This is a genomic window from Actinomadura sp. NTSP31, assembly GCF_041951385.1.
Classification (GTDB): Bacteria; Actinomycetota; Actinomycetes; order Streptosporangiales; family Streptosporangiaceae; genus Spirillospora; species Spirillospora napierensis.
Genome location: NZ_JBGNUT010000050.1, coordinates 46,364 through 55,678 on the forward strand (window position 1 = coordinate 46,364; position 9,315 = coordinate 55,678).

The 9,315-nt window shown below is 72.5% G+C and carries 9 protein-coding genes; 4 read left to right on the forward strand and 5 right to left on the reverse strand.

Annotation, left to right across the window (positions count from 1 at the left end; translation table 11 throughout):
* The first annotated feature begins 45 nt into the window (after positions 1–45).
* The gene (locus tag ACA514_RS46105; protein ID WP_375047863.1) at positions 46–990 is read left to right on the forward strand and encodes an alpha/beta hydrolase; all 945 of its coding nucleotides are present in this window, start codon (positions 46–48) and stop codon (positions 988–990) included.
* On the opposite strand, the gene ACA514_RS46110 is transcribed toward ACA514_RS46105, so the two are convergent.
* Entirely contained in the window at positions 985–1,326 is a 342-nt protein-coding gene (locus ACA514_RS46110) for an MmcQ/YjbR family DNA-binding protein (protein WP_375047864.1), read from the reverse strand. The genes ACA514_RS46105 and ACA514_RS46110 overlap by 6 nt on opposite strands.
* A gap of 108 nt (positions 1,327–1,434) precedes the next feature.
* On the opposite strand from ACA514_RS46110, the gene ACA514_RS46115 reads away from it, so the two are divergent.
* Positions 1,435–2,010: a TetR/AcrR family transcriptional regulator gene (locus ACA514_RS46115; protein WP_375047865.1), complete on the forward strand. Its 576-nt coding sequence runs from the start codon at positions 1,435–1,437 to the stop codon at positions 2,008–2,010.
* A 77-nt stretch (positions 2,011–2,087) separates the two neighbouring features.
* Positions 2,088–3,269, forward strand: coding sequence for a Cmx/CmrA family chloramphenicol efflux MFS transporter (locus tag ACA514_RS46120; RefSeq protein WP_375047866.1), 1,182 nt, complete (start codon positions 2,088–2,090; stop codon positions 3,267–3,269).
* Positions 3,270–3,315: 46 nt separating this feature from the next.
* On the opposite strand, the gene ACA514_RS46125 is transcribed toward ACA514_RS46120, so the two are convergent.
* The 4 genes from ACA514_RS46125 to ACA514_RS46140 all read right to left on the reverse strand — a co-directional run bounded on the left by ACA514_RS46125 (position 3,316) and on the right by ACA514_RS46140 (position 7,906).
* Entirely contained in the window at positions 3,316–4,569 is a 1,254-nt protein-coding gene (locus tag ACA514_RS46125; RefSeq protein WP_375047867.1) for a hypothetical protein, read from the reverse strand.
* Between the two features lie 155 nt (positions 4,570–4,724).
* Complete coding sequence (locus ACA514_RS46130) at positions 4,725–6,788, reverse strand: M6 family metalloprotease domain-containing protein (RefSeq protein ID WP_375047868.1); 2,064 nt, start codon at positions 6,786–6,788, stop codon at positions 4,725–4,727.
* Positions 6,789–6,943: 155 nt separating this feature from the next.
* Positions 6,944–7,423, reverse strand: coding sequence for a ribonuclease E activity regulator RraA (gene rraA / locus ACA514_RS46135; protein WP_375047869.1), 480 nt, complete (start codon positions 7,421–7,423; stop codon positions 6,944–6,946).
* Positions 7,424–7,432: 9 nt separating this feature from the next.
* Positions 7,433–7,906, reverse strand: a complete 474-nt coding sequence (locus ACA514_RS46140) for an Lrp/AsnC family transcriptional regulator (RefSeq protein WP_375047870.1) — start codon at positions 7,904–7,906, stop codon at positions 7,433–7,435.
* 209 nt (positions 7,907–8,115) lie between these two features.
* On the opposite strand from ACA514_RS46140, the gene rocD reads away from it, so the two are divergent.
* The gene (gene rocD / locus ACA514_RS46145) at positions 8,116–9,279 is read left to right on the forward strand and encodes an ornithine--oxo-acid transaminase (RefSeq protein ID WP_375047872.1); all 1,164 of its coding nucleotides are present in this window, start codon (positions 8,116–8,118) and stop codon (positions 9,277–9,279) included.
* The last annotated feature ends 36 nt before the right edge of the window (positions 9,280–9,315 follow it).

A 9,315-nucleotide genomic window follows, 5' to 3' on the forward strand; every position in this document is an offset into this window, starting at 1 on the left:
GCGTCGATCTCATCGAGACCGTATCAAAGAGACTGTGGAGGATCCGTGTACGTGCATCCCGAACTCGCCGGCGTCCTCGCCGGCATGGCGCCCAGGCCGGACGACCCGGTCGCCGACATCGAGGCGACGCGCGCCGGGTTCAGGGCGCTGATGGCGCCGCTGATGCGTCCCGGCGACGGCACCGTGCTGATCGAGAAGGCGGCCGTCCCCGGGCCGGACGGCAACGAGATCCCCGTGCAGATCCTGCGCCCCGCCGCTGCCGGGCCCGGTCCGCTGCCCGCCGTCCTCTACATCCACGGTGGCGGGTTCAGCTACGGCGAACTGGACGGGCCCAGCCCGATGGCGCGGGACGTCTGCACCGAGACCGGCTCGCTCGTCGTGAACGTCCACTACCGGCTGGTGCCCGAGCACCCGTTCCCGGCCGGCTTCGAGGACTGCTACGCCACGCTGCGCTGGCTGGCCGCGAACGCCGCCGCGCTGGGCGCCGACCCGGCGCGGATCGCGGTGGCGGGCGCGTCGGCGGGCGGCTGCCTGTCCGCCGCGCTGTGCCTCGCGGCCCGCGATCGGGGCGGCCCGGCGATCGCGTTCCAGACCCTGCTGATCCCGTGCCTGGACGACCGGCTCGCCACCCCGTCCTCCCACCGGATCACCGACCCGCGCCTGACCAACCGCGCCAAGATGCGCGCGATGTGGGACGCCTACCTGCCGCGCGGCGCCGTCTCGCCCTACGCGGCGCCCGCGCGCGCGGACGACCTGTCCGGCCTGCCGCCCGCCTACGTCCTGACGTGCGGCCTCGACCCGCTGCGGGACGAGGGCCTGGACTACGCGCGGCGGCTGATGGAGGCCGGCGTCCCGGTGGAGGTGAAGGACGTGCCGGGCGCGTGGCACCTGTTCGAGGCGTCCGCGCCGGGCACCGCCCTGGCCCGGCGCACCACCCGGCACTGGCTCGCGGCGCTGCGCACCGCGCTCAGCCCGGTGCCCGTCTCATGAGCCGAGGCGGGCGGCGGCGACCTTCTTCGGGACGACCATCCGCCAGGCGTCCATGACCAGCTCGCGCATCTCGGGTTCGTCGAGCGCCGCCGTCCACGCCTCGACCCAGTTGAACCGCATGTCCGACTCGCCGGGCAGCCGGAACTTCTCCGGCTCGGACTCGACCAGCGCCGCCCGCTCCTCCTTCGGGAAGGCGAACCCCATGACGGTCTCGTCCCGCGAGAACGCCACGTAGACGATCGAGCCGACGCGGAACTTCACCCGGTCCCTGATGAGGTGCTCGGACGTGCGGGGCAGCGTGACCGCCAGCGCCCGCACCTGCTCGACCGTGATCACGTCGCCTCCCCTGGCCGTCGCCGGAAAAGTACCACCGCCGCCCCCGCGCCGCGGAGGCCCGCCGAAAGGTATTGGATCGAGCTGTCCATAACGTGTTAGGGTCGGCGCATGGCGCGGCCGAGGAAGTTCGAGGAGGAGCGGGCGGTGGAGGCCGCCATGCGGGCCTTCTGGGAGTCCGGGTACGAGGCGACGTCGACACAGGAGCTGTGCGAGGCGACCGGACTCGGGCGCAGCAGCATCTACAACACCTTCAACAGCAAGCACGACCTGTTCACGCGCGCACTGACGCGGTACATGAACATCAAGACGGCGAACGTCGTCGAGGCACTGGAGGACGCGGAGCGGCCCGTCCGGGAGCGGTTGCGGACGGTCCTCGGGTGGGCCGTGCGGGCGGACGCCGGCGACCCGGCCGGCTGCCTGGTGGTGAACACCATGATCGAGATGGCGCCGCGCGACGCGGACGTCGCCGGACGGCTCGCCACGGACCAGAAGAAGCGGCTGGCGGCGCTGCGGGCGGCGATCGAGGGCGGGCAGCGGTCCGGCGAGATCGACGCGGGCAGGGACGCGGCCGCGCTGGCGCACTTCGTCATCGCGACCATCAGCGGGATGCGGGTCGCGGCGCGCGGCGGCGCGGACGAGCGGACGCTGGAGGCGATCGCCGCGGCGGCCCTGGCGGCGATCTGATCCGATCCGGCGGGCGGCGGCCCGCCCTTTTTCACGGGCCGGTTTTGAACTGTTCAATCCAATACGGGAGATGACCGATGCCACTCGCCGTCTACGTCCTGGGACTGGCGATCTTCGCCCAGGGCACCTCGGAGATGATGCTGGCCGGGCTGCTGCCGCAGATGTCGGCGGACCTCGGCGTGTCCGTGCCCGACGCGGGGCTGCTGATCTCGGCGTTCGCGGTCGGGATGCTGGTGGGCGCGCCGGTGCTGGCCGTCCTCACGCTGCGCTGGCCGCACCGGCGGTCGCTGCTGGCGTTCCTGGCGCTGTTCGCGCTCATGCACGCGGCGGGCGCGCTGACGCCGGGCTACGGGGTGCTGTTCGCGACGCGGGTGGCCGCGGCGTTCGTGTACGCGGGGTTCTGGGCGGTCGCCGCGGCGGCCGCGATCGGGCTGGTGCCGGCGAACGCGCGGGGCCGCGCGATGGGGATCGTCGCGGGCGGGCTCACCCTCGCCACCGTGCTCGGGCTGCCCGCCGGGACCGTCCTCGGGCAGCACCTCGGCTGGCGGTCGGTGTTCTGGGCGGTCGCGGTGATGTCGCTCGCGGCGATGGCCGGGGTCGCGGCGACGGTCAGGTGCGGGCGCCCGGACGGGGCCGCGCCGCGTCTCGGAGCGGAACTGCGGGCGATGGCCCGGCCGCGGCTGTGGCTGTCCTACGCGACGACGTCGCTGGCCACGGGCGCACTGCTGGTGATCTTCAGCTATCTCGGCGCGATGCTGGAGGACGCGACGGGCATCCCGGAGCGGTGGGTTCCGGCCGTGCTCGCGCTGTACGGGGCGGGCTCGCTGATCGGGATCGCGCTCGGCGGGCGTACCGCCGACACCCGGCCCATGGCGACCCTCTACGCGGGGATGGCGGGGCTCGTGGCGGTGTCGGCCGGGTTGGCGCTGGCACTGGGCTCGCCCGTGCCGGTCATGGTGCTGGTGTTCCTGCTGGGCCTGTTCGGGTTCGCGATCAATCCGGCGCTCAACTCGCGGGTGTTCGCGCTGTCGGACGCGTCCCGGACGCTGGTCGCGGCGACGAGCACCTCGGCGTTCAACGTGGGCATCACCGCCGGGCCCTGGCTGGGCGGGCTGGCGCTGGACGCGGGCGCCGGGTACTCCACCACCGCGTGGATCGGCGCCGGGCTGGGCGTCGCCGCCCTCGCCGTGGTGGTGCTGGGACGGGAGCGGCGGCCCGTCCGGCGGGAGAGCCGGGCACGGGTCGCCGTCGACGCGTGAGCGGGCGGGCCGGCGCGGGACGCCCGCGCCGGCCCGCCGAACGGGACTACCAGCGGCACTGCGGGGCGGGGAGGCCCCAGAGCGCGCGCTTGTGCGGGTACTCGGCCAGCGTCCAGACGCGGTGCTGGGCGCGGTGGCAGCTCAGGTCCTCGGGACCGTAGGAGATGGTCCGCTTGGACACGTGCCGCCAGCCGTGGCCGCGCTGGTCGGCCTGCAGCAGCGTGCCGCGCTTGGACCCGTGGCTCTGCGTGAACCACCAGTGCCCGTGCGCCCGGACACCGCCCTGCGTGCGGTCGCCGGGCAGGCTCGCGACCCAGTCCGGGTAGGCGACGCCATCGTGCCCCGCGACGATCCCGGTGCCGTTGCGCAGCGGCCATGTCGCGACGCGTCCGCGCGGCTCCTTCTCCTTGCAGTACTCGCCGGCGATCAGCGACGGGTGCGCCGCGGTGCGGTCGACGGACATCCACGACACGCGGGGCGCGCCGTGGCCGGTGCACTTGGCGCCGGCCCAGCCGTGCGCGTACTGCCAGCTGCCGGTCTGCGGCATGACGTACCGGTAGCCGTGCCCGTAGTACTTGCCGTCGTGCAGGCCGACCCGCTCGGCGTCCTGCGTCGACCCGTTCCTGCTGCGGCCGAGGTCGTAGATCTGCCGCATGTCGAAGACGCGCAGCCCCGCGCGGGTGTCGGCGACGTACAGCCTGTCGCCGAACCAGGCGATGCCGCCGGCGTGCAGGGCGACGTCACTGTAGGAGACCTTCCCGTTCCTGATGACCGGGTAGACGAGCAGGACGTGCCGGTAGGTGCGCCGGTCCGGGTTGACGAACGTGAGCCGGACGGCACCGTGGTTGTGCCAGGAGACGAGGATCGGGCGGCCCGCGCCCCACCGTCCGTCGACCGCCGCGTCGGAGACCGTCGTGACGCCCTGCGGGTACCACTTCTCAGTCGCCGAGTCCTGCTTGTCAAAGCAGTGGATGCGCGACCCGGCGGGCACCTTGGCCGCGCCGCCGCAGCCGCTCGCGAGGTGCCGCTGCCCCGAGCCGTTGATCAGCGCCTGGACGCCGCTCCTGGCGAGCCTCTCGCCCAGCGCGCGCAGCGGCCGGTCGAGGTTCGCGCCGTGCCGCAGGCCGAAGTCCGCCCTGCGGGGCGCGGCGGCCCGCACCGCGGCGGACGGCGGCGCGGCGGACGCCGCCGCGGTTTCCGGTTGGACGGCGGCGGGGACGGCCGCCACCAGCGCGGCCAGCGGGACGCCGGCCGCGAGGGCGGTGCCGGCCGCCCGCCGCCCGCTCACACTCCGTTTCATGATCATCACGACTGGCGGTCTTTCCAGCGGCGTCTCGCGGAAAACCCCGGGAGCCGTCGACGGAAAGGCAAATGACCATTACGTCGGCCGCGTGAACCCGCTCGCCCGCCCGGACGTCCGGGCGGGCGAATGGCCGTTCTCCATCGATATGGGAATTATGGAAGCCGGCAGGTGCCGCTGTCGGACTTCGACGGGTCGCTCTCCGAAGTGCCCGTCAGCGTCAGCTTCGCCTTGCGCTCGGCGCCGGGGCCCGCCTTCGCCCACACCACGACGTTCGCCGACCGGCCGTTCTCCGCGGTGGCCAGCTCGTTCGGCAGCCAGGTCGTCCAGCCCTTGCCGGCCACCGCCGCCTTGAGCCGGAAGACGTCCGAGCCGTAGACGCCGGTGCCGCCCTTGCCGTGGTTGTCCACGCGCATCGTGCACTTCGCCCAGCCGCCGCCCGCCGGCGCGGCGTTACCGGAATCGACCTTGACGCCGCGGCGCTGCGCCCCGGAACCGTCCAGCGACCGAATGGCGACCGTGTACGACAGGACGCCGTTCTTGTCGCGCTTGAGGTCGAGCACGTAGAAATGCAGGCGATTCGCCTCATCGACGTATTCGAACTCGCTACCCGAATTCGTCCCGGCGTGGAAGAGCCCGTCCGACAGCTGGCGGTAGTCGCCGATCGTCATCTTCTGCGGCGTGCCGTCCGGCAGGACGAAGTCGGTCTTGTCGATGTCCTGCGGGTTCGCGTCCTTGATCCAGATGAACGGCGCCCGGTCCTGGTTCTTGGTCTTCGCCAGCAGGACGCCGGAGTCGGGCGTGAACGAGTCCATGCCCATCCGGTCGACGACCTCGAGGGTGTAGTTGTCGAACTTGCCGCCGTCGCACAACGGGTCCGTGCCGGTGTCGCAGGCCGGCTCCTTGTCGCCGCCCGCGCCCAGCTGGAGGTTGACGCCCGCGAGCCCGCCCTCGGCCGGCTCCGCCGACCGCGCGGTGATCCGCGCGACGACCGTCCCGTCCTGCGCGAGCGCGTCCCGGTTCAGCTGGAGCACCTTGCTCGCGTCCACGATGCCGAGCTTCAGCTTGTTGCGGAGCATGTGCTCCGAGCCCATGGACGCGCCGCTGACCGCCGGGATCGTCCACCGGCTGTGCGGGCCGCCCGGCCCGTTGAAGCTGCCGCGGCTCAGCATGTCCCACGGCCCCGTGTAGGAGCGGCGCGCCGGCACCCCGTACGGGTTGTTGTAGTTGTCGCCGATGCCGAGGATGTGGCTGAACTCGTGCGCGAACACGCCCATCCCCGAGCTCTCCGCCTGCGTGGAGCTGCCGGTGATCGCGTTCGGCCAGATGGTCGCGCCGGCCTGCCAGGACGTCCAGTCCACGTACCGGGTCTTCACCCAGTTCGGCAGGTTCGGGTCGCCCGGCCCCCACTCGGCCGGGACGTCCTCCTTGGTCTGGAACTTCATCTGCCCGAACTCCTGCCAGGTGGACGACTCGTCCTGCCCGGCACTGAGGAAGAAGACGAAGTCGAACTTCTTGGCGGTCTCCTCGCCGACGTCGGCGACCCACGCGGCGCGCGCGTCCTTGCGCAGGTCGCGGTTGCAGGTGTCGCCGGCCGGGCAGCCGGTGCCGCCCTGCATGTCGTCCACGCCGTACTCGTGGTCCTTGGCGGGCATCCGGTACGCGCCGAACGCGGTGAGGTCCACGCCATAGCGTCCGCCCGAGTCCTCCATCCAGTACTCGTGCAGCGTGTGGCCGTGGTTGAGGTCCTCGGGCTTGTTGAGGAAGTCCTGGTAGAACTTGGCGACCTGGTCGCGCGGGACGTCGCCGACCGTGTTCGGGTTGCCGAAGATCGTGGAGTTCTTCGGCTGCGTGACCACGAACGGCTGGTTCGGGTAGTCGACGAGGACGACCGCGCCGTTGAAGTTCTTGATCGACCCCTTCCGGGACGGGTCGGCCCACGAGGTGCCGGGGATCGACGCGTAGTCGTCCCAGGTCATCGTGTCGGGGAGCTCGTAGTTCTGGGGGTCGAGGGGGCGGGGGCCGCCGGCCGCGTAGGTGCGGGCGGACGGCTGGCCCTCCTGCCACGGCTGCGTCTGCGGCCAGTGCCGCATCTGCCACGGGTTGGCGGTGGGCTTCGGGATCGGAGGCTTCGCCTGCGCGGCGGCCGGCACGGCCGCGAGGCCCGCGAGCAGCACGGCCGCCGTCACGGGCACCAGGAGCGTCTTCTTCGCGCGCATGTCTCCCCTGTCTCGGGTGCTTGCCGAGAAAGGTAGGAGCGCGGCCGTCCGGGCGCTACGGCCTCTTTATACGATCTTGTGGCGTTCGTCCTGGCATGTCGCGCCGTGGCCCGTTCGACGCGACGCGGTACCACCCCGTCTTCGCGCGACGGTCCTTACAGCAGCGAGCGCGCCGCGAGGACGATGCCGTCCTCGTCGGCGTAGAGCCAGTCGCCCGGACGGAACTCCGCGCCGCCGAACGTCACCGGCACGTCCACCTCGCCGGCGCCGTCCTTGGCGCTCTTGCGCGGGTTGGAGCCGAGCGCCTTGACGCCGAGGTCGAGCCCGCGCAGCGCCGCCACGTCCCGGACGGCCCCGTTGATCACCACGCCGGCCCACCGGTTCGCCACCGCGGCCGCCGCGATCATGTCGCCCAGCAGCGCGGACCCCAGCGAGCCGGCGCCGTCCACGACCAGCACCCGGCCCTCGCCCGGACTGTTCAGCAGCTTCTTCACCAGGCCGTTGTCGCGGTGGCAGCGCACCGTCGAGACCGGGCCGGCGAACGCCGCGCGCGCCCCGTACTGCCGGAACTGCGTCTCGCAGCTGCGCAGCTCGTCCCCGAAGTCGTCGATGAGGTCAGCGGTCGCGAAGTCCATGCCGGCAGCCTACTGAACGGTAACCCCGTCGGCCGACGGGGCGTCGGTCGGGCGGCCGATCAGCCGCGACAGCACGATCGCGGTCTTGGTCGCGGTGATGTTGTCCTCCCGGCGCAGCCGCTCCAGGGCCTGCTCCAGGTGCTGGATGTCGCGCGCCCGCACGTGCACCAGCGCGCTGGCGTCGCCGCTGATCGTGTACGCGGCGACCACCTCGGGATGGCCGCGGACGCTGGAGTAGATCTCCTCCGGGGACGTCGCGCCGGTGCAGAAGATCTCGATGAACGCCTCGGTCGTCCAGCCGAGCGCGGCCGGGTCGACCACGGCCGCGAAGCCGGTGATGACCCCGTCCGCGCGCAGCCGGTCGACCCGCCGCTTCACCGCGGGCGCCGACAGCCCGACCTTGTCGCCGATCTGCGCGTAGGAGGCGCGGCCGTCCTCCAGGAGCCGCGCAACGATTCGACGGTCAAGCTCGTCAAGACGCAACAAATAACACCCCCGAAGTCGGTTTTCGTCATTGGTCGCCGGTAACCCCCGAACATACGCTGGATATGGACCGGCGGCCACCCACCGCGTCGGGTCCCTCCCCCCTCGGCACCGGGCCCCCGCCCGGTGTCCCAGCGATGTCCCGGCCCGACCGGCCGGGCCCGACCGCGAGAAGGAGCGTCGTGACGCCGACCGACCAGCTGCGAGCGATGTCCGAGGAGCACAGCGCGCACAACTACCACCCCCTCCCGATCGTCGTCGCCGACGCCGAGGGCGCGTGGCTCACCGACATCGAGGGCCGCCGCTACCTCGACATGCTGGCCGCCTACTCCGCGGTCAACTTCGGGCACCGCAACCCGCGCCTCGTCGCGGCCGCCCGGCGGCAGCTCGACCGGGTCACCCTCGTCAGCCGCGCCTTCGACCACGACCAGTTCGGGCCGTTCGTCACCGAGCTGGCGGAACTGTGCGGCAAGGACATGGTGCTGCCGATGAACAGCGGCGCCGAGGCCGTCGAGACGGCCCTGAAGACCGCCCGCAAGTGGGGCTACGAGGTGAAGGGCGTCCCCGCCGGCGAGGCGAACATCATCACGTTCGAGGGCAACTTCCACGGCCGCACCACCACCATCGTCAGCTTCTCCACCGACCCGGACGCCAGGGACTCCTACGGCCCCTACACGCCGGGGTTCCGGACCGTCCCGTACGGGGACGTCGACGCGCTGAAGTCGGCGATGGACGCCTCCACCGTCGGCGTGCTGATCGAGCCGATCCAGGGCGAGGCCGGCGTGAACGTCCCGCCGAGCGGGTTCCTGCGCGCCGTCCGCGAGCTGTGCACCGCGAACGGCACGCTGATGATCGCCGACGAGATCCAGTCCGGCCTCGGCCGCACCGGCACCACCTTCGCCGTCGAGCACGAGGACGTCGTCCCCGACGTCTACATCCTCGGCAAGGCGCTCGGCGGCGGCATCATGCCGGTGTCGGCCGTGGTCGCCGACCGCGACGTGCTCGGGGTGTTCAAGCCCGGCCAGCACGGCTCGACGTTCGGCGGCAACCCGCTCGCCTGCGCGATCGGCCGCGAGGTGATCGCGATGCTGAGGACCGGCGAGTACCAGGAGCGGTCCCGCACGCTCGGCGCGCACATGCACGAGCGCCTCGGCCGGCTCGACTCCGGCCTCGTCCGCGAGGTGCGCGGCCGCGGCCTGTGGGCGGGCGTCGAACTGCACGGCAAGGCCCGCCCCGTCAGCGAGCGGCTGATGGAGCTCGGCGTGCTCGCCAAGGAGACCCACGACACCACCCTGCGCCTCGCCCCGCCCCTGGTCGTCGAGCGCGCGGACCTGGACTGGGCCCTCGACCAGCTGGAGATCGCGCTCGGTTGACCCAGGGGGGTTCCAGGGGGGACGACCCCCCTGGAA